Source organism: Micromonospora sp. WMMB482 (genome assembly GCF_019038635.1).
GTDB lineage: Bacteria > Actinomycetota > Actinomycetes > Mycobacteriales > Micromonosporaceae > Micromonospora > Micromonospora marina.
Map to the genome: position 1 here is coordinate 3,514,914 of NZ_JAHOPD010000020.1, position 21,931 is coordinate 3,536,844.

At 74.1% G+C, this 21,931-nt stretch carries 21 protein-coding genes; 16 read left to right on the forward strand and 5 right to left on the reverse strand.

Annotated features, from left to right (window positions below; all coding sequences use genetic code 11):
* The first annotated feature begins 10 nt into the window (after positions 1–10).
* From KSK32_RS17715 to KSK32_RS17750, 8 genes are all read left to right on the forward strand, one after another.
* Positions 11–979, forward strand: a complete 969-nt coding sequence (locus KSK32_RS17715; protein WP_216932212.1) for an aldo/keto reductase — start codon at positions 11–13, stop codon at positions 977–979.
* Between the two features lie 65 nt (positions 980–1,044).
* The gene (locus KSK32_RS17720) at positions 1,045–2,286 is read left to right on the forward strand and encodes a sensor histidine kinase (protein WP_216932213.1); all 1,242 of its coding nucleotides are present in this window, start codon (positions 1,045–1,047) and stop codon (positions 2,284–2,286) included.
* Positions 2,283–2,933, forward strand: a complete 651-nt coding sequence (locus KSK32_RS17725) for a response regulator transcription factor (protein WP_216932214.1) — start codon at positions 2,283–2,285, stop codon at positions 2,931–2,933. The genes KSK32_RS17720 and KSK32_RS17725 overlap by 4 nt, the downstream gene beginning before the upstream one ends.
* 76 nt (positions 2,934–3,009) lie before the next feature.
* Positions 3,010–4,044, forward strand: coding sequence for a hypothetical protein (locus KSK32_RS17730; protein WP_216932215.1), 1,035 nt, complete (start codon positions 3,010–3,012; stop codon positions 4,042–4,044).
* 72 nt (positions 4,045–4,116) lie between these two features.
* A complete protein-coding gene (locus KSK32_RS17735) occupies positions 4,117–5,598 on the forward strand; it encodes a magnesium chelatase (protein WP_216932216.1) in 1,482 nt (493 codons plus the stop codon).
* 2 nt (positions 5,599–5,600) lie between these two features.
* Positions 5,601–7,556, forward strand: a complete 1,956-nt coding sequence (locus tag KSK32_RS17740) for a VWA domain-containing protein (protein ID WP_216932217.1) — start codon at positions 5,601–5,603, stop codon at positions 7,554–7,556.
* A gap of 701 nt (positions 7,557–8,257) precedes the next feature.
* Positions 8,258–8,833: a hypothetical protein gene (locus KSK32_RS17745; RefSeq protein WP_216932218.1), complete on the forward strand. Its 576-nt coding sequence runs from the start codon at positions 8,258–8,260 to the stop codon at positions 8,831–8,833.
* A 110-nt stretch (positions 8,834–8,943) separates the two neighbouring features.
* The gene (locus KSK32_RS17750; protein WP_254187093.1) at positions 8,944–9,438 is read left to right on the forward strand and encodes a hypothetical protein; all 495 of its coding nucleotides are present in this window, start codon (positions 8,944–8,946) and stop codon (positions 9,436–9,438) included.
* Between the two features lie 15 nt (positions 9,439–9,453).
* Here the strand turns inward: KSK32_RS17750 and KSK32_RS17755 are convergent, their stop codons facing one another.
* Positions 9,454–10,530 carry a GlxA family transcriptional regulator gene (locus KSK32_RS17755; protein ID WP_216932219.1) on the reverse strand — a complete coding sequence of 359 codons (1,077 nt, stop codon included), beginning with the start codon at positions 10,528–10,530 and terminating at the stop codon, positions 9,454–9,456.
* Between the two features lie 52 nt (positions 10,531–10,582).
* On the opposite strand from KSK32_RS17755, the gene KSK32_RS17760 reads away from it, so the two are divergent.
* A complete protein-coding gene (locus KSK32_RS17760) occupies positions 10,583–11,881 on the forward strand; it encodes an MFS transporter (RefSeq protein ID WP_216932220.1) in 1,299 nt (432 codons plus the stop codon).
* 4 nt (positions 11,882–11,885) lie between these two features.
* Here KSK32_RS17760 and KSK32_RS17765 read toward each other — a convergent pair whose 3' ends face one another.
* The 3 genes from KSK32_RS17765 to KSK32_RS17775 are packed head-to-tail and all read right to left on the reverse strand — an operon-like array spanning position 11,886 to position 13,484.
* On the reverse strand, positions 11,886–12,611 hold the full coding sequence (locus KSK32_RS17765; protein ID WP_216932221.1) for an RICIN domain-containing protein: 726 nt from the start codon (positions 12,609–12,611) through the stop codon (positions 11,886–11,888).
* A 58-nt stretch (positions 12,612–12,669) separates the two neighbouring features.
* A complete protein-coding gene (locus KSK32_RS17770; protein WP_216932222.1) occupies positions 12,670–12,954 on the reverse strand; it encodes a DUF427 domain-containing protein in 285 nt (94 codons plus the stop codon).
* A gap of 59 nt (positions 12,955–13,013) precedes the next feature.
* Positions 13,014–13,484: an aminoacyl-tRNA deacylase gene (locus KSK32_RS17775; protein WP_254187095.1), complete on the reverse strand. Its 471-nt coding sequence runs from the start codon at positions 13,482–13,484 to the stop codon at positions 13,014–13,016.
* 94 nt (positions 13,485–13,578) lie between these two features.
* Between KSK32_RS17775 and KSK32_RS17780 the strand changes: the two genes are divergently transcribed.
* The 7 genes from KSK32_RS17780 to KSK32_RS17810 all read left to right on the forward strand — a co-directional run bounded on the left by KSK32_RS17780 (position 13,579) and on the right by KSK32_RS17810 (position 20,932).
* Positions 13,579–14,964, forward strand: a complete 1,386-nt coding sequence (locus KSK32_RS17780; protein WP_216932224.1) for an FAD-binding oxidoreductase — start codon at positions 13,579–13,581, stop codon at positions 14,962–14,964.
* On the forward strand, positions 14,961–16,304 hold the full coding sequence (locus KSK32_RS17785) for a class I SAM-dependent methyltransferase (protein ID WP_216932225.1): 1,344 nt from the start codon (positions 14,961–14,963) through the stop codon (positions 16,302–16,304). The genes KSK32_RS17780 and KSK32_RS17785 overlap by 4 nt, the downstream gene beginning before the upstream one ends.
* Positions 16,305–16,395: 91 nt before the next feature.
* Positions 16,396–16,956 (forward strand): helix-turn-helix domain-containing protein, encoded by a 561-nt coding sequence (locus KSK32_RS17790; RefSeq protein WP_091418858.1) that lies wholly within the window; start codon positions 16,396–16,398, stop codon positions 16,954–16,956.
* Entirely contained in the window at positions 16,949–17,779 is an 831-nt protein-coding gene (locus KSK32_RS17795) for an SRPBCC family protein (protein WP_216932226.1), read from the forward strand. Before KSK32_RS17790 ends, KSK32_RS17795 begins: the two co-directional genes overlap by 8 nt.
* Positions 17,780–17,864: 85 nt before the next feature.
* Positions 17,865–18,098, forward strand: coding sequence for a zinc-ribbon domain-containing protein (locus KSK32_RS17800; protein ID WP_216932227.1), 234 nt, complete (start codon positions 17,865–17,867; stop codon positions 18,096–18,098).
* A gap of 261 nt (positions 18,099–18,359) precedes the next feature.
* Positions 18,360–19,430, forward strand: coding sequence for a hypothetical protein (locus tag KSK32_RS17805; protein WP_216932228.1), 1,071 nt, complete (start codon positions 18,360–18,362; stop codon positions 19,428–19,430).
* A complete protein-coding gene (locus KSK32_RS17810) occupies positions 19,427–20,932 on the forward strand; it encodes a hypothetical protein (protein WP_216932229.1) in 1,506 nt (501 codons plus the stop codon). Before KSK32_RS17805 ends, KSK32_RS17810 begins: the two co-directional genes overlap by 4 nt.
* A gap of 10 nt (positions 20,933–20,942) precedes the next feature.
* Here KSK32_RS17810 and KSK32_RS17815 read toward each other — a convergent pair whose 3' ends face one another.
* The gene (locus KSK32_RS17815; RefSeq protein ID WP_216932230.1) at positions 20,943–21,896 is read right to left on the reverse strand and encodes a S41 family peptidase; all 954 of its coding nucleotides are present in this window, start codon (positions 21,894–21,896) and stop codon (positions 20,943–20,945) included.
* Between the last annotated feature and the right edge of the window lie 35 nt (positions 21,897–21,931).

A 21,931-nucleotide genomic window follows, 5' to 3' on the forward strand; every position in this document is an offset into this window, starting at 1 on the left:
CTTCGGCCTCATGCGTTACGTGCGGCTCGACACCCCCAAGCCCATTTCCAGGATCGGCCTCGGCACGTGGCAGTTCGGGTCGCGGGAGTGGGGCTACGGCCCCGAGTACGAGCGCCGGGCCGCCGAGATCGTCCGGCGGGCGCTCGACCTGGGCGTCACCCTGTTCGACACCGCCGAGCTGTACGGCTTCGGCCGCAGCGAGCGCATCCTCGGCGCGGCGCTCGGCGACGACCGGGCCAAGGTCGTGGTCGCCACGAAGATCTTCCCGCTGCTGCCGGTCGCCCCCGTGGTGCAGCAGCGCGCCGTCGCCTCCGCCGCCCGGCTCGGCGTCGACGGCATCGACCTCTACCAGGTGCACCAGGCCAACCCGGTGGTCGCCGACACCACCACCATGCGCGGCATGCGCACCTTGCAGGACGTCGGGCTGGTCGGCGAGGTCGGCGTCAGCAACTACGGCCTGCGCCGGTGGCGGTTCGCCGAGGCCGCGCTGGGCCGCCGGGTGCTGAGCAACCAGGTCCGCTACAGCATGATCGACCGCGGCCCCGAGAAAGACCTCATCCCGTACGCGGAGCAGGCCGGCCGCATCGTCATGGCGTACTCCCCGCTGGCGCAGGGTTTCCTCTCCGGCCGCTACGACGCCACGAACCCGCCCGCCGGGGCGGTACGCCGGGCCAACCCGTACTTCCTGCCGGAGAACCTGGAACGCGGCACCCAGCTGATCGCCACGCTGCGCGAGGTGGCCGACGCGCACGACGCCACGCCGAGCCAGATCGCGCTCGCGTACGTGCTGCGGCACCCGAACGTGGTGGCCATCCCCGGCGCCTCCGGGGTCGAGCAGATGGAACGCAACGCGGCCGCCGCCGAGATCGACCTCGCCGACGACGAGTACGCCGCACTGGTCACCGCCGCGCACGCGTTCCGCCCGGTCACCGGGCTGGCCGCCGTACCCCGGATGGTCCGCGCCCGCCTGGGCGGGTGAGCCGGGCCGGAATCTCCCCGGCACGGGGGAGCCGGACCGGCGCGACGGGGGGCGACAATGACCGGGTGACGGTCCGGGGCGTGTTCGCGCCGCTGGTGCGCGCCAGCACCTGGCGCCGCGCCGTGTTCCTGCTCCTCGGTGGCGTGCTCGCCCTGCCGTACGCCCTGCTGGCGGTGGTCTTCGCGCAGATGCTGGGCAGCGCGGCCGCGCCCCGCCCGCTCGTGCTCGGCCTGCTGCTGGTGGCCGCCGGGCTCGCCGTGGTGCCGGTGTTCCTGGCCGGCAGCCGGGCGCTGGAGATCGCCGCCGCCCGGGCGCTGCTCGCCGTCGACCTGCCGGAACCCGCGCCCGGGCACCGGATCGACCGGGAGACCCGGCTGCGCGCGGCGCTCTGGATCGCCCTGCACCTGGGCACCGGCGCGGTGGTGTGGTTCGCCGCGATCAGCGCGTTTCCGATGGCGCTGGTCTTCGTCGCCGGGCTGGCCGGGATGGACACCGGCGCGGTGGCGGACCAGCGGTTCGGCCCCGTCGACCCGGCGCACCCGGTCCAGGCCGGCCTGGCCGGGGTGGCCGTCCTGGGCGGGCTCGGCTACGCCGTCGCCGGCCTGGGCGCGCTCGCCGCCTCGATGGCGCCGGTGCTGCTCGGCCCGGCCCAGGCCGAACGGATCGCCGCGCTGGAGACCCACGCGGTCCGGCTGGCCGAACGCAACCGGCTGGCCCGGGAACTGCACGACTCGGTCGGCCACGCCCTGACCGTGGCGACGCTCCAGGCCGGCGCCGCGCGGGAACTGCTCGACACCGACCCCGAGTTCAGCCGGCGGGCGCTGACGGCCATCGAGGAGACCAGCCGGCGTGCCATGGACGACCTGGACCACGTCCTCGGGCTGCTCCGCGAGGCCGACGCGGTGACGGCACCCGCGCCGCAGTCCACCCTGGCCGGGCTCGACCGGCTGGTCGCCGCGGCCCGCGCCGCCGGGCTGGTCGTCGAGTCCCGGGTCGACGGGGCGCTGGACGCGCTGCCCCCAGTGGTGTCCCGCGAGGGCTACCGCATCGTCCAGGAAGGGCTGACGAACGCGGCCCGGCACGGTCGCGGACCGGTCGCGCTGCGGGTCGCCGTACCCCCGGAGGGGTTGGCGATCGAGCTCGTCAACGCCGTGCGGGGCGCCACCGGGCCGGCCCGCGGCGGGCGTGGGCTCGACGGCATGCGGGAGCGGGTGCTGCTGCTCGGCGGACGCCTGGACGCCGGCCCCGACGGGGATCGCTGGCGCGTCCGGGCCACCCTGCCGGTACCGAGGGGGGAGACCCGGTGACCATCGACGTGCTGATCGTCGACGACGACGAGCTGATCCGGGTCGGCCTGCGGGCGATCGTGGACGCCCAGCCGGACCTGCGCGTCGTCGGCGAGGCGGCGGACGGGGCCCAGGTGCCGCCGCTCGTCGCGAAGCTGCGGCCTCGGGTGGTGCTGATGGACGTGCGGATGCCGGCCATCGACGGCATCCAGGCCACCCGCCGGTTGCTCGCCGCCTCCGCCGACCCACCCCGGGTCCTGGTGGTCACCACGTTCGCCAACGACGAGTACGTCTACGAGGCGCTGCGCGCCGGGGCGAGCGGTTTCCTCCTCAAACGGGCCCGCCCGGCCGAGGTGGTGCAGGCGGTCCGGGTGGTGGCGGCCGGGGAGTCGCTGCTGTTCCCGGCCGCCATCCGGCAGCTCGTCGACACGTACGGGCGGCGCGGCGGCGACCGGCTACGGGCCGCGCGCCTGACCGAGCGCGAGGCCGAGGTGCTGCGGCTGATGGCCGCCGGCCTGTCCAACCCGGAGATCGCCGCCCGGCTGGTCGTCGGCGTCGAGACGGTCAAGACGCACGTCGGGAACGTGCTGGCCAAGCTCGGGGTGCGGGACCGCACCCAGGCGGTGGTCGCCGCCTACGAGTCGGGCTTCGTGGTCCCGGCCGGCTGACCTGTCCCTCCCGTGGGGGAGCGGGTCCACCCCGTGGCGGGAGGGAACGCGCGGCCGTCCGGTCCAGGCTGAGGGCATGACGAAGACAATCGCCTCCGCACCTCCCCGGCACACCCGCACCCGGCTGGACCCGGTCGCCCCGCTCGCCGTCGCCTGGCTCGGCGGCTGGGGTGTGCTCGCCCTGCTCTCCGCGCTCACCGGCAGCGGCTACCCGTTCGGCACGAACGACCCGCACGGCGGGGACGCCGCCGGCCTGCTCCGGCTGCTGCCGGACTCCGTCGGCCCGCCGCTGTTCGCGGCGGTGCTGCTGACCGGTGCCGTCGCCGCCCTGGCCATGACCGGCCCGGCGAGGCGTCCGTCCCGCCCGGTGCGCCTGCTGATCACCGGGTACGCCACGACCGTCGCCCTCGCGCTGGCGGTGGTGGTGCCCGGGATGCGGGTGCTCGCGCTGCTCGGCTACGCGCCGATGCTGATCATCGGGGCGCCGTTCGGCTGGCCTCCGGTGGACTACGGCGACATCTTCACCTGGCCGCTGTTCGCCCGGATGGCTTCCCTGGCCGGCGGGATGCTGCTGGCCGGCGCGCTGCTGCGCTGGCGTCGCCGGATCGCCGACGGGTCCGCTCCGGGCTGGACCGCGCCCGCCGCGGCCGCCCGGTGGGGCCGGTGGGCCACGTGGACGGCAGCCGTCATCCCGGTGCTCTACGCGCTCACCCGGTTCGCCTGGGTGGCCGGCGTTCCGCTGGGCATGTCCCGGGAGGAGATCGCCGAGATGCGGGCCGACGGTGTGATCTGGGCGGGCGCCGGGCTCGGTGCGTTCGCCGTGGTCGGCGCGGTGCTCACGCTCGGGCTGGTGGCGCGCTGGGGAGAGCGGTTCCCGCGCTGGCTGCCCGGGCTGGCGGGCCGGCGGGTGCCGGTGCTCCTCGCGGTGATCCCGGCCGGGCTGGTCGCGCTCGCCGTGCTGGCGGCCAGCCTCGACCTGCTCGCCGCGCCGCAGTTCGCCGAGCTGATCCGGGAGGGCAACGCCGCCGCCCTGCCGATGGCGCTGTGGCCGGTCTGGGCGGTCACCCTGGCCGGCGCCGCGTACGCGTACCACCTGCGACGCCGCGCCTGAGATACCGCCCGGGGGCCGGTCCCGGCACGGGGCGGGACCGACCCCCGGGCGGTACGCGAATTCTGAGCTAGCGTGGATCGGGTGACCGCTCCCAACGAGGTTTCCCCGGTCCCGCCCGCCGACCTGCCGACCACGCTCGGCGAGCTGCGCGCCGCAGGCCACCGCTACCGCACGGTCAAACAGGAACTCCGAGACAACCTCCTCGCCCGGATGGGTTCCGGCGAGGATCGCTTCCCCGGCATCGTGGGCTACGAGGACACGGTGCTGCCCGAGGTCGAGCGCGCGCTGCTCGCCGGGCACGACATGGTGCTGCTCGGCGAGCGCGGGCAGGGCAAGACCCGGCTGATCCGTTCGCTCGGCGCGCTGCTGGACGAGTGGACCCCGGTGATCCCCGGCTCGGTGCTGAACGAGCACCCGATGCACCCGATCACCCCGGCCTCCCGCGCGCTCGCCGACTCGGCCGGCGACGACCTGCCGATCGGCTGGCTGCACCGCTCGATGCGGTACGGCGAGAAGCTCGCCACGCCGGACACCAGCGTCGGCGACCTGATCGGTGACGTCGACCCGATCCGCCTCGCCCAAGGCCGTACGCTCGGCGACCCGGAGACCATCCACTTCGGGCTCGTACCGCGTACCAACCGGGGCGTCTTCGCCGTCAACGAGCTGCCCGACCTGGCCGAACGCATCCAGGTGGCGCTGCTCAACGTGCTGGAGGAGCGCGACATCCAGGTCCGGGGCTACCAGCTGCGGCTGCCGCTCGACCTGCTGCTGGTGGCCAGCGCCAACCCGGAGGACTACACCAACCGGGGCCGGATCATCACGCCGCTCAAGGACCGGTTCGGCGCGGAGATCCGTACCCACTACCCGCTGGACCTGGACCTGGAGCTGGCGCTGATCCGGCAGGAGGCCGACCTGGTCGCCGTCGTACCGGAGCACGTGCTGGAGGTGCTGGCCCGGTTCGCCCGTGACGTGCGGGAATCCCCGTCGGTGGACCCGCGCTCCGGCGTGTCCGCCCGGTTCGCCATCGCCGCCGCGGAGACGGTTGCCGCCGCCGCGTTGCGCCGTTCCGGTCTGCTGGCCGGTGCCGGTGCCGGTGCCGGTGCCGGTGCCGGGTCGGGATCTCGGCCGGAGGCGCCGGTGGCCCGGATCGGGGACACCGTGTCGGTGACCTCCACGCTGCGCGGCAAGGTCGAGTTCGAGAGCGGCGAGGAGGGGCGCGAGATCGAGGTGCTCGCGCACCTGCTGCGTACCGCCACCGCCGAGACGTTCCGCGCCCGGCTCGCCGGACTCGACCTGTCCGGCTTCACCGCGATCGTCGCCGAGGGCGGCGCGGTCGAGACCGGGGAACTGGTCTCCTCGGCCGAGCTGCTGCGCCAGGTCGGGACCGTACCGGGGCTGGCCAAGGTGCTCGACCGGCTCGGCCTCGGCGACGCGCCCAGCCCGGAGGAGGCCGCCGCCGGCATCGAGTTCGTGCTGGAAGGACTGCACCTGACCCGCCGGCTCGGCAAGGACGTCACCGACGCCGGGCGCACCGTCTACGGGGACCGGGACTGACGGTGGCCGGCGGCAACCGCTTCCGGTACGGGCAGTGGCGCGGCGGACCCGACCCGCTCGCCCCGCCGTACGACGTGCGCGCCGCGGTGGACGCGGTCGGCTCGGACGTGCTCGCCGGCGGCAGCCTGCGCGAGTCGCTGCGCGAGCTGCTGCGGCGCGGCCCGCAGGGGCGCGGCGGGCTGGACGACCTGGCCGCCCGCGCCCGCCGCCTGCGCCGGGAGGCGCTGCGCCGGGGCGACCTGGACGGCGCCGTCACCCGGGCCCGGGCACTGCTCGACCAGGCGCTCGCCGCCGAACGCGACGAGCTGCGCGGCCGCGACGGCGACGACGCCCGGTTCGCCGAGGCAGTCCTCGACAACCTGCCCCGCTCCACCGCCCGCGCGGTGTCGGAGCTCTCCGGGTACGACTGGGCGAGCGCCGAGGCGCGGCAGACGTACCAGCGGATCCTCGACGGGCTGCGCGGCGACGTGCTGGAGCAGCGGTTCGCCGGGCTGCGCGACGCGGCACGGGCCACCGCCGACCCGGCCGTCCAGCGGCAGCTCGCCGAGATGATGCGCGACCTCAACGACCTGCTCGCCCGGCACGCCCGCTCCGAGGACACCACCGACGCGTTCGCCGAGTTCATGCGCCGGCACGGGGAGTTCTTCCCGGAGCGGCCCCGCGACGTCGACGAGCTGATCGACGTACTGGCCCGGCGGGCCGCCGCGGGTGAGCGGCTCATGCGCTCGCTGTCGGACCGGCAGCGCGAGGAACTGGGCGGGCTGATGCGCCAGTCGCTCGGCGACCGGCTCGCCGGTGAACTGTCCCAGCTCGACGCCCACCTGCGGTCCCTGCGGCCGGACCTGAACTGGCAGCGCGGCGAGCGGGTCCGCGGCGACCAGCCGCTCGGCTACGGCGAGGCCACCGGCGCGCTCGACGAGATCGCCGAACTCGACGAACTGCTGGACTCCCTCGACCAGGACCAGCCCGGCGCCACGCTCGACGACGTCGACGTGGAGGCGGTAGCCCGCACGCTGGGCCGGGACGCCGCCGACGACGTACGCCGGTTGCGGGAGCTGGAACGCGAACTGCGCCGCCAGGGCTGGGTCACCCGTGACGCGGAAGGGCTGACGCTCAGCCCGAAGGCCCTGCGCCGGCTCGCCGGCACCGCGCTGCGACGCGTCTTCGCCGACCTGACCGCCGGCCCACGCGGCCAGCACGACCTCCGCTCGGCCGGTGCGGCGGGCGAGGTGAGCGGTGCGTCCCGCCCCTGCGAGTACGGCGACGAGCAGCCGCTGGACGTGGTGCGCACGCTCACCCGCGCGGTCCGTCGCGCCGGGCCCGGAGTGCCGGTGCCGCTCGCGGTCGAGGACTTCGAGGTGATGGAGACCGAACGGCGGGCCTCGGCGGCGGTGGTGCTCTGCGTCGACCTGTCGTACTCGATGATCTCGCAGGGGCGCTGGGGTCCGATGAAACAGACCGCGCTGGCCCTGTCGCACCTGATGGCGACCAGGTTCCCGCAGGACGCGCTGCAGATCGTCGGCTTCGGCCGGGAGGCGATGCCGCTCACCCAGCAGGAGCTGGCGGCGGTGGAGCCGGACATGCAGCAGGGCACCAACCTCCAGCACGCGCTGCGGATCGCCGGCCGGCACCTGCGCCGCCACCCGGGCGCCGAGCCGGTGGTGCTGGTGGTGACCGACGGCGAGCCGACAGCGCACCTGGACCCGGAGGACGGTGAGGCGTACTTCCACTGGCCGCCGCTGCCGGAGACCATCTCGGCGACGATCCGGGAGGTGGACCGGCTGACCCGGTACGGCGCCACGCTCAACCTGTTCATGCTCGGCGACGATCCGGGGCTGCGCCGGTTCGTGGACGCGGTGGCGCGGCGCTCGGGTGGCCGCATGTTCACCCCGGACTTGGACGACCTGGGCGAGTACGTCGTCTCCGACTACCTACGAGCCCGCCACGGCCGCCGCTGACCCGCGCTCCCCACGTCGCCTCGTCGATCTTGGATTTACGGCACCCAGGATGCCCGTTTAGCGAGGTATGCGAGGACCACAGCTCCAAGATCGCCGACCCGGGGCCTTCTCGGGGGGAGCTCTCGTCGCCCCGACCCGCGATCTTGCACTTCGGTGCCCCGTAAACCGCGTAAATAGGGCGCTCAGAGGGCTCGAACTGCAAGATCGCGTGACCCGTCGGCGGCTGCTCCGCTCCCGTCCAGTCGCCGCACTGCCCGGCCAAGTTGATCATGAAGTTGACGGCACTTGGTGTCCGTTTTGTCGCCGTCAACTTCATGATCAACCCTGTGAGTGGGGTGTGTGTCGGGTTCGGGGGTGGTGGGTGGCACTCTGGTGCCGGAATCGTGGGCGGGCCGGTGGCGTTGTAACCGGGTGAACGACCGAGCAAGGCCCGCGCCTCCGAGCGCCTCGCCTTCGGTGGGAACAGACCTTAGGCCCCGGTCGTTGAGCATGGTTCCGACGACATGAGCCCGCCGCTGCCCGGCGGCCGAGGTGCCCGGGAATGATGCCGGGTGGCGGGTCGTTGGACATGCTTCCGGCGCCGCGTAGTGGCCCTCCGCCCCGCGAGCAGCCGAGAAATCCCCCGAAGACTTCTTGAGCGCCTGACGGTGCCCACGCATCCCGCCCCTGCGGGTGTGTCGACCCCCGAATGGAGCCCCCTCATGAACACGATCCTGCGTAAGAGCATCCTGGGTATTGCTGGCCTGGCTTTCACCGGTGGCGTGTTCGCCGGCCCCGTCGCCGCCCACGCGGCCGACACGACCGCGAGCGCCACGCCGGTCACGGCCACCGTGCAGGGTGACAAGCTGGTCCCGCATGGTGTGCAGGGTGAGCAGTCGCGGATCGAGCTGAACGACGAGCAGGTCGCGAATGTGAAGGCGATCATCGCGGCGACGAAGAAGGCCGGGATGGACGAGCGTGCCGCGGTGGTGTCGATCGCGACGGCGTTGCAGGAGTCGAAGCTGGAGAACCTCGGTCACCTGGGTGACCGTAACGACCACGACTCGCAGGGCCTGTTCCAGCAGCGCCCGTCGAGCGGGTGGGGCACGGTGGAGCAGATCACCGACCCCGAGTACTCGACCACGGCGTTCCTGAAGGGTCTGAAGCAGGTCGACGGCTGGCAGGACATGCCGCTGACCAAGGCCGCCCAGACCGTCCAGGTCTCCGCCTACCCCGACCACTACGCCCAGTGGGAACAGCAGGCCGCCGACCTGGTCGCCGAACACTGGACCAAGTAAGACCCACAGCGAGACAGGCCGGCACCCCGAACCAACGGGGTGCCGGCCTTCACGCGTCCGGGTGAACCGGGCCCTGTAGCCGGGGTGGGTGCAGCGGTGGCGGGGGTTGGATGCGGGGCATGGACGAGGTGGACGCCCCGGCACTGCGGCAGGCGTACGAGGAGTTGTTCGCGGAACTGGACGCGGGCGGGTTCGGCCCGCCGCCGGAAGGGCAGTTGAGCGCCGAGCAGATCGTCGCGCACCTCGCCGCCAACGACGAGCTGATGAGCGAGGCGACCGAGGCGGTGCTGGCCGGCTCACCGTTCGCCTACTACGACCTGGACACCATCCACCGGCCGCAACTGGATGCGCTCGTCTCCGAATGCGGCGGGGTGGACGGCCTGGCGGCACTGTTCCGGGCCACCAGCCAGAAGCTGTGCGCGCTGGCGGAGCGGCTCGGCCCGGCGGCGGAGACGCCGGTGGACACGGTGCTACGCGAGGGCTTCGACCTGGACGTGGACGACTCCCTGCCGTGGGGGAGGGTGCTGGACCTGCACATCCGTGTGCACCTGCCGCTGCATCTCGCCCAGCTCCGCGCCCTGCGCCGCCAGCCCCACCTCGCCTGACCGGCAGAGACGCGATCATGCAGTTGTGGCGGTGGACAACTGCGACATGCCCGGCCTTCCGGGCGCCGCAACTCCAAGATCGACGATAACGGCGGGCGCGGCGGGGGGCGGGCGGCGGAACGTGCGGCGGTAGGCGGTGGGGGACACGCCTACTCGCGCGTGGAAGTGCTGGCGCAGTGCGGCGGTGGTGCCGAAACCCGAGTCCCGGGCGATCCGGTCCACGCTCAGATCCGTCGTCTCCAGCAGCACCCGGGCGTGCTCGGTGCGCTGCTGGAGCAGCCACTGCGCCGGGCTGAGCCCGGTCTCGGAGCGGAAGTGCCGGGTGAACGTACGGACGCTCATCCGCGCGTGCGCCGCCATCTCGCGCAGCGCCACCGGCTCGTGCAGCCGCTGGCGTGCCCACTCGCGGGTGGCGGCGGTGCCGTTCTCAGCGCCGCGGGGCACCGGCCGTTCGATGTACTGGGCCTGCCCGCCGTCGCGCCACGGCGGCACCACGCAGCGCCGGGCCGCCCGGTTCGCCACCGCGCTGCCGTGGTCGGTGCGGACGACGTGCAGGCACAGGTCGATGCCGGCGGCCACGCCGGCCGAAGTGAGCACGCGACCGTCGTCGACGAAGAGCACGTCGGGGTCGAGCCGTACGCCGGGGTGCAGGCGGCGGAAGCGGGACGCGTACGCCCAGTGCGTCGTGGCCGGGCGGCCGTCGAGCAGGCCGGCGGCGGCGAGCACGAACGCGCCGGTGCAGATGGACATGACGCGGGCGCCCCGGTCGTACGCCGCGCGCAGCGCCTGGGCCACCTCGGCGGCCACCGTGCCCTCGTGCAGCGGCGAACCGGTGTGGATGCCGGGGACGATCACCGTGTCGGCGCGCTCCAGCAGTTCCAGGCCGTGGTCGGGGAGGATCTGGAAGCCGGCGCTGCTGCGGACCGGCCGCCCGCCCGGAGTGCAGGTCGCCACCGCGTACAGCGGGGTCCGGTCGTCGGCGCGGGCGGCGCCGAGGACCTGGGCCGGGGTGCCGAGGTCGAGCGCCACCACGCCGTCGAGGGCGAGGACGGCGACCCGGTGCGGTACGGACATGGCCCGATTATTGCGCATGATGGCTTTCCGGCCACTCGTCGGCGGAACGGCCCGGCCCGAGACTCGGCTGGTGACCCGCTTCCGTCTGCACCCGGCCTGGCTCGTCGCCGCCGTCGCCTTCGTCGCGCTCGTCGGCGCGGCCGGTTTCCGCGCCACCCCCGGTGTGCTGCTGCACCCGCTGCACGGCGAGTTCGGCTGGCCGCTGGCGACCATCTCCGCCGCCGTCTCGGTCAACCTGCTGCTGTACGGCCTCACCGCGCCGTTCGCCGCCGCGCTGATGGACCGGTTCGGCATCCGCCGGGTGGTGGCCGGCGCGCTGGTGCTGGTGGCCGCCGGCAGCGGCCTGACCGTGGGGATGACCGAGAGCTGGCAGCTCGTCCTGTGCTGGGGCGTCCTCGTCGGGCTGGGCACCGGCTCGATGGCCCTGGCGTTCGTGGCGACGGTCACCGGGCGCTGGTTCGTCAAGCGCCGCGGCCTGGTGACGGGTGTGCTCACCGCCGGGGGCGCGGCCGGGCAGCTCGTCTTTCTTCCGCTGCTCGCGCTGCTGGTACGCGATCACGGCTGGCGCACGGCGGCACTCGTCGTGGCCGGAGCCGCGCTGGCGGTCGTACCCCTTGTGGTGTGGTTGTTGCGGGAGCATCCGGCGGACCTGGGGCGGCCCGCCTACGGGGCGACCGAGGTCGTGCCGTCGGCCCGGCCGGAGGGCGGCGCGGCGGCGCGGGCGGTCGGCGCGTTCGCCGCCGCCGCGCGGACGCGGCCGTTCTGGCTGCTCGCCGGTGGCTTCGCGATCTGCGGCGCGACCACGAACGGCCTGGTCGGTACGCACTTCGTGCCGGCTGCGCACGACCACGGCATGCCGGAGACCACCGCGGCCGGGCTGCTCGCCGTGGTCGGGCTCTTCGACATCGCCGGCTCGATCGCCTCCGGCTGGCTCACCGACCGGGTCGACGCCCGGCTGCTGCTCGGCGCCTACTACGCGTTGCGCGGGGCGTCGCTGCTGGTGCTGCCGAGCCTGTTCGCCGGTACGGCCGAGCCGAGCATGCTGGTCTTCATCGTCTTCTACGGGCTGGACTGGGTGGCCACCGTCCCGCCGACCGTGGCGCTGTGCCGGGAGTGGTTCGGCGCGTCCGGCGCGGTGGTGTTCGGCTGGGTGTTCGCCGCGCACCAGTTCGGCGCCGCGCTCGCGGCCACCGGCGCCGGTCTGGTCCGGGACCGGCTCGGCGACTACGCGCTGGCCTGGTACGTGGCGGGTGCGCTGTCGATCGGCGCGGCCGGGCTGTCGCTGCTCCTGCGTCGGCGTCCCGCCGGAGAACCCGCGTTCGCGCTGCCGGTCGCGGCGGGCCGGCGGGCCTGGAGCTACCGGGGCTGACCGGTCAGCCGGCCGCCCACTGCTGCTCGGGAGCGCCGCCGCACGGCGCCTGCTCCAGCTCGCGCCCGGCCTCGGTGCCCGCGTCGTCGACCTGCGCGCACTTGCCGCTGTGCACGGCGACCAGCAGCGCCGCGCCGTTGCCGGCCGCCTGGAACCGCCACTGCTGGTTGGCCTGGCCGTTGCAGGACCACTGCTGCACGTCCGCGCCGTCGTCGGTCTTCGCCTCGTTGACGTCCAGGCATTTGCTGCTCGCCGCGTTGACGAGCAGGTAGGTGTCGTTCGTGACCGGCGTGACCACCCACTGCTGCTCCGGCCCGCCGGTGCAGTCGGCGAGCGCTGCCTGCGCGCCCTCGGCCTCGTCGCCTGTGACGCCGAGGCACCGCCCGGACGGTACGCCCCGGATCACCCTCGGCGTGGCGACCGGCGCGGCGGGTTTGCTCGGCGCCGCGCTCGGCGAGGGTGACGACGACGGAGCGGGCTCCGCTGTCGGTTCCGCGCTCGGCTCGCTCGGTGCCGCGGTGGGCGCTGCGGCCGCCGGCACCACCGGCCGGTCGCCGCCGCCACCGAGCACTCCGGTGGCGAAGAAGGCCCCGAGGAGTACGCCCGCCACGCCGACGCCCAGCGCGACCCGCATCAGCGGATCCCGGGGCAGCCGGACGCCACGCACGCCACGGGCGCGGCGGGCGCCGCCGTACACGGTGCCGGACGGGTCGGAACGCGGGTCGGCCATGGGGGCATAGTGACCCACCGGGGCCGCCGGGTGCCAGTCGCCCCGGCGGCACGGTGGCTCAGTCGACGACCCGGACGTCCTTCCAGAAGGCCACGCGGTCGCGGACCATCTCCGCCTCCGGCTTGGGATCGGGGTAGTACCAGACGGCGTCCGGGCTGGTGGCGCCGCCGTGTTCGAGCGTGTAGTAGGAGGCGGTGCCCTTCCACGGGCAGACCGTGTGGGTGTCGGAGGAGCGGATCAGGTCGTCGCGCAGCGCGGTACGGGGGAAGTAGTGGTTGCCCTCGACCAGCACGGTGTCGTCGCTCTCGGCGACGACGAGGTCGTTCCAGACGGCTTTCGGCATGCCCTCCACGCTATGCCGGTGACCGCGTACCGGCCACCGCTGCGCGCGTCGGCTACCGCTCAGCGCGTCGGCTCCTCGTCGGTCACGTCGGCCACCGTCGCGCCCAGCGCGGCCAGCGCGGTGTCCGCGTGGACCGCGACGGCGAGGCCGTGCTCGCCCGCGCCGAGCGTGATCTCCCGGCCGCGCAGCCGCTCGTCGGCGACCACCGGCCAGGCGGTGGTGGAGCCGAACGGCGTGATGGTGCCGCGCGCGTACCCGGTGGCGGCCTTCGCCGCCTCGGCGTCGGGCATCGACAGCCGGCTGACCCCGAGCAGGGCGCGCAGCTTCGGCCAGGAGATCACCCGGCCGCCGGGCGTGAGCACGAACAGCAGGTCGCCCTCGCCGCGGCGGACCACGATCGTCTTGACCACGTCCGGCACCTCGACGCCGCGCGCGGCGGCCGCCTCGGCGAGGCTCGCGACCGGACCGTGCCGGATCACCCGGTACGGCAGGCCGGCGTGATCGAGAGCGGTCAGCGCGGGATTCGGCATGGCGGTCACGGTAACGCGCCCGTCGGCGGCGAGTCGCCGAAAGGCCACCGTGGACATCCCACGAACTTGTCGTACCCGAGCGTAAGGTGATCTCATGCACGCTGTCCGTGATCATGAACGGGCGGTGGACACGCTGCGGCGCTCCTACGCCGCGGTGCCCGCCGGGGAGCCCGTACGGCTGGCCAAGCAGACCTCGAACCTGTTCCGGCCCCGCTCCGCGCCCCGTACGCCGGGGCTGGACGTGAGCGGCCTGACCGGAGTGCTCGCCGTGGACCCGGCCGCGCGCACGGCCGACGTGCAGGGCATGTGCACCTACGAGGATCTGGTCGACGCGACGCTGCCGCACGGTCTGATGCCGCTGGTCGTGCCGCAGTTGCGCACCATCACGCTGGGCGGCGCGGTGACCGGTCTGGGCATCGAGTCCACCTCCTTCCGCAACGGCCTGCCGCACGAGTCGGTGCTGGAGATGGACGTGCTCACCGGCGCGGGGGAGATCGTCACGACAGGGCCCCGGGGCGAGCACGCCGACCTGCACCGGGCCTTCCCGAACTCGCTGGGCAGCCTCGGCTACGCCACCCGGCTGCGCATCGAGCTGCAACCGATCGGCCGGCACGTGTCGCTGCGCAACATCCGGTTCACCCGGTTGGAGGAACTGGTCGACGCGATCGGCGAGGTGGTCGCCAAGGGGGCCTGGGGCGGGGAGCCGGTCGACGCCATGGACGGAGTGGTGTTCAGCCCCGGCGAGGCCTACCTGGTGCTCGGCGCGTTCACCGACGAGGCCGACGACGGCCCGTCCGACTACACCGGCCAGGAGATCTACTACCGCTCGCTGCGCCGGCGCACCCGGGACGCGCTCACCGCGTACGACTATCTCTGGCGCTGGGACACCGACTGGTTCTGGTGCTCGGCGGCGTTCGGGGTGCAGCACCCGGTGGTACGGCGGCTGTGGCCGCGACGCTACCGGCGCAGCGACGTCTACCACCGGATCGTGCGGCTGGAGCACCGGCACCAGGTGGCCGCCCGGGTCGACAGGTGGCGGGGCCGCCCGGCCCGGGAGCGGGTGGTGCAGGACGTGGAGGTCCCGCTCGACCGCACGCCCGAGTTCCTGCGCTGGTTCGCCGCGAACGTGGGCATGACGCCGGTGTGGCTGTGCCCGCTGCGGCTGCGGGAGCCGTCCGGTCCCGGGTCGGCGAAGGCGTGGCCGTTATATCCGCTCCAACCGGGCGAAACGTATGTGAACATCGGCTTCTGGGGAAGCGTGCCCATCGCGGCGGGCGCCGCCGACGGTGACGTGAACCGCCAGATCGAGCGCATGGTGTCGGAGGTGGGCGGCCACAAGTCGCTCTACTCCGACGCGTACTACGACCGGGGCGAGTTCGACCGCCTCTACGGCGGGGACACCTGGCGTGCCGTGAAGGACCGCTACGACCCGGACCACCGACTCACCGGACTGTACGAGAAGGCGGTATCCCGAGCATGAGTCTGACCGACCGAACACCGGGGGCGGCGAGCACCCCGGCCGGCCCGCCGGCGGGCGGGCGGCGTACCGGACCCACAGTCGCGGACGTGGTCCGCGCGGTCACCACCGGCGACCTGCCCGTCCGGGTCACCGGCTACGACGGCAGCGCGGTGGGCCCGGCCGACGCCGGGATCACCCTGGCGATCCGCACCGAGCGGGGTCTGTCCTACCTGCTCACCGCACCGGGCGACCTGGGCATGGCCCGGGCCTACGTCAGCGGGGACCTGGGGCTGGAGGGGGTGCACCCGGGCGACCCGTACGAGGCGCTGCGGGTGATCAAGGACGAGGTGCCGCGGCGCGTCCCGGCGATGAGCGAGGCGCTCGCGCTGGTCCGGGGCCTGGGCTGGGAACGGCTGCGCCCGCCGCCGCCCCCGCCGCAGGAGGCGGCGCCGCGCTGGCGGCGGCTGATGACCGGCCTGCGTCACTCGCGTACCCGGGACAGCACCGCGATCTCGCACCACTACGACGTGTCGAACGCCTTCTACGAGAAGGTGCTCGGGCCGTCCATGACGTACACCTGCGCGGTCTTCCGCAGTCCCGGCGACACCCTGGAAGAGGCGCAGCGGAACAAGTACGACCTGGTCGCCGGCAAGCTGGCGCTCAAGCCGGGGATGCGGCTGCTGGACGTCGGCTGCGGCTGGGGCGGCATGGTCCGGCACGCGGCCCGGGAGTACGGCGTCAAGGCGCTCGGTGTGACGCTGTCGAGGGCGCAGGCCGACTGGGCGCGGGCCGCGATCGAGCGGGAAGGGCTGAGCGAGTTGGCCGAGGTGCGCCACCTGGACTATCGGGACGCGCCGCGCGAGCAGTTCGACGCGATCTCCTCGATCGGGCTGACCGAGCACATCGGGGTCCGCAACTACCCGGCCTACTTCGGTGCGCTGCGCGCCCGGCTCAAGCCCGGTGGGCGGCTGCTCAACCACTGCATCACCCGGGCCGACAACCGGGCGCCGCACCGCTCCGGCGTGTTCATCGACAGGTACGTCTTCCCGGACGGGGAGCTGGCCGGTCCGGGCCGGCTGATCAGCGAGATCCACGACGCCGGGTTCGAGGTGCACCACGAGGAGAACCTGCGGCAGCACTACGCGCTGACGCTCGCCGGCTGGTGCCGCAACCTGGTGGAGCACTGGGACTTCTGCGTCGGCGAGGTCGGGCCGGGCACCGCCAGGGTGTGGGGGCTCTACATGGCCGGCTCCCGGCTGGCGTTCGAGCGCAACGGCATCCAGTTGCACCACGTGCTCGCCACGCACAACGGCCCGGACGGGGTGAACGGGTACCCGCTGCGTCCGGACTGGACGCCCTGACGCGACGTACCGGAGAAAGGCCGCGCGAACCGCGCGGCCTTTCTCCGGAGCCATTGACAAAGAAGTTTTGTACGTACAAACTGATTTTGCCATGAGAGACGTCCTGTACCTGGAACAGCGCGAGCAGGCCGAAGTCCTGCTCAAGCCGCAGCGCATCGAGGTGCTGCGGCAACTCGCCGAGCCCCGCACCTGCACCGAGGTCGCGGCCCGGCTGGAGCAGACGCCGCAGCGCGTCTACTACCACGTCAAGCAGCTCGTCGCGGCCGGGCTGGCCGAGCAGGTGGCGCAGCGGCAGGTGCGCGGCATCACCGAGGGCATCTACCAGGCCGTCGCCCGGTCCTACTGGCTCTCGCCCCGGCTGGTCGGCCGCATCGGCGGCACCCGCCGGGCCCGCGACGAGCTGAGCCTGGGCTACCTGCTCGACCTGATGGAGGAGGTCCAGGCCGACATCGCCGCGCTCGACCGCACCGCCCCAGAGCTGCCGTCCATCGGCGTCTCCGGTGAGATCCGGGTGCCCGCCGAGCGGCGGCAGGAGTTCCTGCACGACCTGCAGACGACGTTGCAGGACCTGTTCACGCGCTACGGCGGCGCCGAGGGAGACGCCTTCAAACTCGCCGTGGCCTGCTACCCGAAAGGCGACAAGCATGACTGAGCCGATGACCGTCCGCGCCCGCCTCGCCGCCCCGGTGGCGACCGTCCGCCGGGCCCTGACCGACCCCGCCGAGCTGCGCGTGTGGCTGGCCGAGCACGCCGAGGTCGAGCTGCCCCGGCGGTACGAGTTCTGGGGGCGCTACACGCCCGAGGGCGACGCGCCACACCAGCGGCTGCTGCACGCCGACGACCGGACGCTGCGCTTCGCGTGGACGCTCGACGGGGTGGAGACCACCACCGAGTTCGAGCTGGAGCCCGACGGCGACGCCACCATACTCACGCTGCGGCAGAGCCACTTCGACTTCGAGGCGGCGATGAGCGGCAGTGGCATCCGGGGCGTGCTCCAGACGTACTGGGCGCTGGCGATCGCCAACCTCAACGCGCACCTGGAGGGGCGGCCGCTGCTGCCGCGTACCGACTTCACCTCCGCAGACATGCGCGGCGAGATGCTCATCGACGCGCCGATGGACAAGGTGTGGACCTCGCTCACCGACTCGGAGCAGGCCAGCGCCTGGTTCGGCTACCCGATCGGCATCGAGCCCTGGGAGGGCGGCCGGTACGCGATGGGCGGCTTCGACGCCGGCTACGCGGCCAAGGTGCTCGACGTGACGCCGGGCAAGGCCATCTCCGTCGACTGGGGACCGGTCGGAGTCACCTCGTGGGAGCTGGCCGAGTCCGAGGGCCGTACGAAGCTGACGTTCGTGCAGTCCGGCTTCGACGAGGGCAACCCCCCGTACGCGGCCTGGAGCGGTACCGTCGCCGGGCTCGCCGAGCTGCGGCGCTTCCACGAGATGCCGGACTGGAAGCCGATCTGGCTCGCTTGAGGTGTAAGGAAGGGCCCCCTCTTAACGTCTCCGGTAGAGGAGGGGGCCCCTTTTAACATGGACCCCGGGTGGGTAATGCCGGGCGATGTTCTTCATCTTCGGGCTGCGGACCAAGGTCGTCCGGTCCGGCGTCGTCACCGAGGTCTGCCGCAACTGCGGCAACCAGGCCGCCCAGGTGATCACCCGCCGGGTCACCAAGTTCAGCCTCTTCTTCATCCCGCTGATCCCGCTGCGCACCCGGTACGCGCAGCAGTGCACGTTCTGCGGCGCCGAGTACGACATCTCCCGTGCCGAGGCCGAGCGCCTCCCGGTCGGCTGACCGTGACCCGCTTCCTCTGCTGGCTGATCGGCCGCCCGCCGGCCACCCCGATCGCCCCACCGGTGCACACCGCTGCCCGTCCGCCCTGCGCGCCGGGGCGCCGGCACCGCCGCCGGCGTCGTCCGCTGGCGGGAGCGCAGTCCCCGCGCTCGCCCTGGAACCGCTCCGCCGGCCGCTGACGGAGGGTCCGCCGCCGCGTTAAGAGGGGCCCCTTCCTCTACCGGAGGCGTTAACAAGGGGCCCTTCCTTACACTTCACCGGGTGGAGGAACGGCTGGCGCAGATCAGGGGTGGTGGGCCGCCCCGGCGGCACAACGCCCGCACCATCGCCGCGCTGACCGGCAACCCGGGCTGCACCCGGCGGGCCGTGCTGGACAGCGCCGGTGCGGACAAGCCGGCGCTCGCCGAGCAGCTCGGCTTCCCGGCGAGGTTCGGCCAGTCCCGCTTCGCGATCACCCGGGGCAACGCCTTCGAGGCCCAGGTCAAGGCCGACGGCGGGACGGAGTTGTTGCGCCTGGTCGCGGAGCGGCTCGGCGTACCGGTCCCGGCCGATGCGACCTGGACCGATCTGGGCGCCGACGACGACCGGCCGGAACGCTCGCGGGCGGCGCTGACCGCGAGCGGCGACGGCCCGGCGCTGTTCGACCACCCGCTGCTCGGCCTGGACGTGGCGGGTACCCGGGTGTACCTGGAACCGGACCTGGTCGCCGCCCGGCTGGCGGGCCGGTTCCACGTCGTGGAGATCAAGTCGTTTCCGGTGATCGACGGGCAGGCCGACCCGGGCAAGGTCGCCGCCGCCGCGATCCAGTCCGCCGTGTACGTGCTGGCGCTGCGCGAGCTGCTCGCCGCCGAGGGACGCGACCCGGAGCTGGTGTCGCACGAGGTGGTGCTGGTCTGCCCGCGTGACTTCGCCAACCAGCCGGTGGCCAGCCTGCTCGACGTGCGCCGGCAACTGCTGGTGCTGCGCCGCCAGCTGGCCCGGATGGCCCGGGTCGAGGAGCTGCTCGCCGCCGTACCGGCCGGGTTCACAGTCGACCCGGCGGCCGATCCGGCCACGCTCGCCGCCGCGCTGCACCGGGTGCCGGCGCGCTACGCGCCCGACTGCCTGGCCGCCTGCGAGCTGGCGTACTTCTGCCGGCACGAGGCGCGCGGGCAGACCGGCGCGCTGGGCCGGCCGGTCCGTGAGGCGCTGGGCGGCGTGGAGGACGTCGCCGATGTGCTGGCACTGGCCGAGGGCGTGGCCGCGCCGGAGCCGGAGCAGGCGGAGGCCGCCGCCCTGTTGCGGGCCGCCGCGCGCCTGCGCGCCGACGCCCTCGCCGGACACCCCGCGTGAGTACGCTGCGCGCGCTCGCCCGGGCGCAGGCGGTCGCCGCCGGGCGGGCCCAACCGGTGGCCACGGTCCGCCACCTGCACCTGTCGGACCGGCCGCTGGTGCTGGTGCCGCTCGCGCTGGCCGGTGAGGCGAACGCCCCGCTCGCGGCGATGGTGGGCGCCGCACCCGACGAGGCCCGGCTGCTGGTGGTGCCGCAGCCGCGCAACCGGGACCAGCGGTTCGCGTTCGCCGCCGAGCTGGCCGGGATCGTGCTGCCGTACCTGGACGAGTTCCGCGACCTGACCGAGGCGGTGCCGGTGGACCGGGGCCGCGACGTCCGCCACCGGTACGTCGACGCGCCGCAACTGCTGGTGCCGAACCCGGCCGGGATCACGTTCCTGCGGTTGTTCGGCCGCTCGACCCGGTTCCGCCGGACCGACGGCGACTATCCGGTGCACCATTCGGTGCCGCTGCTCGGCCGCTGGCTGACGTTCTTCGCGGAGCGCGCCGAGCAACCGGGCTCGTCGGCTCTGCTGGCGGTCACCGACGCGCTGACGTTGCACTGGGCGACCGGGCAGAGCGTGGTGGAGGATCTGCACCTGCCGGCGGTGCTGGGCTGGCTGGACCCGCCGGACGGGCTGACCGGCGCCGAGGCGGCGGCACGCGCCGAGGATCCGGCACGCTGCCCGCCGGCCGGGCCGGCCACCGATCCGGACTTCGACAACCGCCGGCTCGCCCCGGCGATCGAGGCGTACGCCCGGGCCGAGGGCGACCTGGCGGCGCGCGCGGCCGCGTACGACGAACTCGCTGGCCTGTTGCGCGACCAGCTCGCGCCCACCTGGGAGCTGATGTGGCGCGGCGTCGGGCTGCTGCGGACGCTGCCGGCCGGCGCGCGGGTGACCGGCCGGTGGGCCGGTGACCGGGACGCGTTCACCGCGCACGCCGAGCACGTCGACGCAGGCGGCGGCCCGCAGCCGCGGCGCGACGGCGCGGTGGCGGCGGCGCTGCGGTTGCAGCGGCTGGAGCGGGCGTCGACCGCGTGGGCGGTGCAGCGCGCCTACGACGATCCGCTGGTGATGGCCGAGCACCGGCTGTCCGGGGAGGCGTTCGTCGGTGAGGTGACGCTCGCCGACCCGGCGCGGGTGGACGACTCCGGTAAGCGGCCGGTGCTGCGCCCGCGCATCCAGGTGGTCACCACCGAGCCGGTGCCGATGCCGGTGGGCGCGACGCTGTACTCCCCGGCCCGCCCGGGCCAGAAGGCGAAGGTCGTGTTCGTGACGCCGGGCGGCGACGGGAAGACCGAGGTGGTGCTCGAACTGTCCGGCGGGATGGGCCGGGGACTGACCGCGCCGCCCGGAAGCGTGCCCGAGGTGGGCGAGCGGATCTGCCTGACCAGCCTGTCCGACGGTTTCCTGCCGGGCGGCGCGTTCCCCGCGCCGGAGGAGACGCCGTGGACGCACGGCGGGCCGCCCGGCGCGGCCGTCGCGTCGCCGGACCCGGCCCCGGCGGAGGACTGGTCCTGACCCGCGCGGATCAGCCCAGGGCGGCGAGAGCCGTCCGGGTCTCGGCCGCCGTCGGCCGGTCCGGGTCCGCCGCCAGCAGCGCTTCCAGACTCCTGCGGTACGCGACGTCGCGTGCCCGGTCGGCCGGGGTCGCCACGTCCGGGGCGACGCCGCAGCCCTCCCAGTTCGTGCCGCTCGCCGCGTGCACGGGCCGGGCCACCGGCACCGTCAGTTCCAGGTGCGGGTGCAGCCGGTGCCCGATGCGGGGATGCGCGCCGCCGCGGGTCGGCTCACCGACCACTGTGGCGCGGCCGAACTGCTGAAGGTCGTACGCCAGTTCCTCGCCGCCGGAGAACGTGGCCGGGCCGGTGAGCACGTGGACCGGCTTGTCCGGCGCGTACCGGGGGACGGGCAGCCAGGCGGCGGTCCAGAACTGGCGGGTGGTGCCGGAGCGCTCGTGCATGGTGTGCAGGTGCGTCGGTTCGGCGAAGAACCAGCCGCAGATCAGGGCGACCCCGTCCGGGCTGCCACCCTCGGTGTCGCGCAGGTCGAGCAGGAGCGCGTCGGTGCCGGCGAGCAGCCGCAGCGCGGCGGTCAGCGCGTCGCCGGCCAGGTCGGGCGGGAACACGTACGGCTGGATCTCCAGCAGCCCGACGTTGCCCGGCAGCCGTTGCACCCGGGTCACGCCGCCCATGCCGAGCGCGGCGAGGCGCGCGAAGTGCTCCCCGGTCGGGTCGTCGGCCTTGTCGGACAGCGGCTGGTCGTGGTGCTTGAGCCGCAGGTGCAGGTCGCCGTTGACGGACTGGAGGTCTGCGGTGACCAGCGCGCCGAGCGTGGCGGGGTCGCCCGCACCGGCGTACGTCCCGGCGCGCGATCGCTCGCGCAGGTGGCCGGCGATCCGGTCGGCGACGTCGGGAAGGACGTACTCGTCGGCGACCAGGCCGGCGGCCCGCTCGACGATGCTCGTGATCTCGTCCGGATGCATCGGTTCCCCGTTCTCGTGGTGGGGGAGAAGTAGAG

What these genes read in the sequence shown, in the direction of transcription:
- KSK32_RS17715 (WP_216932212.1), top strand. Translation starts at nt 11, where the DNA reads ATGCGTTACGTGCGGCTCGACACCCCCAAGCCCATTTCCAGGATCGGC.
- KSK32_RS17730 (WP_216932215.1), top strand. Translation starts at nt 3,010, where the DNA reads ATGACGAAGACAATCGCCTCCGCACCTCCCCGGCACACCCGCACCCGG.
- KSK32_RS17745 (WP_216932218.1), top strand. Translation starts at nt 8,258, where the DNA reads ATGAACACGATCCTGCGTAAGAGCATCCTGGGTATTGCTGGCCTGGCT.
- KSK32_RS17750 (WP_254187093.1), top strand. Translation starts at nt 8,944, where the DNA reads ATGCGGGGCATGGACGAGGTGGACGCCCCGGCACTGCGGCAGGCGTAC.
- KSK32_RS17755 (WP_216932219.1), bottom strand. Translation starts at nt 10,530, where the DNA reads ATGCGCAATAATCGGGCCATGTCCGTACCGCACCGGGTCGCCGTCCTC.
- KSK32_RS17765 (WP_216932221.1), bottom strand. Translation starts at nt 12,611, where the DNA reads ATGGCCGACCCGCGTTCCGACCCGTCCGGCACCGTGTACGGCGGCGCC.
- KSK32_RS17770 (WP_216932222.1), bottom strand. Translation starts at nt 12,954, where the DNA reads ATGCCGAAAGCCGTCTGGAACGACCTCGTCGTCGCCGAGAGCGACGAC.
- KSK32_RS17775 (WP_254187095.1), bottom strand. Translation starts at nt 13,484, where the DNA reads ATGCCGAATCCCGCGCTGACCGCTCTCGATCACGCCGGCCTGCCGTAC.
- KSK32_RS17780 (WP_216932224.1), top strand. Translation starts at nt 13,579, where the DNA reads ATGCACGCTGTCCGTGATCATGAACGGGCGGTGGACACGCTGCGGCGC.
- KSK32_RS17785 (WP_216932225.1), top strand. Translation starts at nt 14,961, where the DNA reads ATGAGTCTGACCGACCGAACACCGGGGGCGGCGAGCACCCCGGCCGGC.
- KSK32_RS17790 (WP_091418858.1), top strand. Translation starts at nt 16,396, where the DNA reads ATGAGAGACGTCCTGTACCTGGAACAGCGCGAGCAGGCCGAAGTCCTG.
- KSK32_RS17795 (WP_216932226.1), top strand. Translation starts at nt 16,949, where the DNA reads ATGACTGAGCCGATGACCGTCCGCGCCCGCCTCGCCGCCCCGGTGGCG.
- KSK32_RS17800 (WP_216932227.1), top strand. Translation starts at nt 17,865, where the DNA reads ATGTTCTTCATCTTCGGGCTGCGGACCAAGGTCGTCCGGTCCGGCGTC.
- KSK32_RS17815 (WP_216932230.1), bottom strand. Translation starts at nt 21,896, where the DNA reads ATGCATCCGGACGAGATCACGAGCATCGTCGAGCGGGCCGCCGGCCTG.